This window comes from Arsenicicoccus sp. UBA2120 (genome assembly GCF_002330965.1).
GTDB lineage: Bacteria > Actinomycetota > Actinomycetes > Actinomycetales > Dermatophilaceae > Arsenicicoccus > Arsenicicoccus bolidensis.
Genome location: NZ_DCYC01000047.1, coordinates 13,332 through 13,584, shown reverse-complemented (window position 1 = coordinate 13,584; position 253 = coordinate 13,332).

The following is a 253-nucleotide window of genomic DNA, read 5'->3' as shown; positions in this document are numbered from 1 at the left end:
CGGCGCGTGCAGCGACCCGGTGTGCGGTGGTGCGTCATACGTGATCCCCCTGGCGCCCTCGGTCCGGACGCCTGATCCCCTCGGCACCCTAGCAGCGCCGCCCAGCCCACCTCGCGTCCCCTCGACGCCCACCGAGGGGACGCGAATGCTCGCGACACGCCGCGCTACGCCACATTCGTGTCCCCTCGACACCGGGGAACGACCGCCTGGTCCGCCTCGCCGGGCCCCGCGCGGCGTTCGTGCGCTGGGAGCT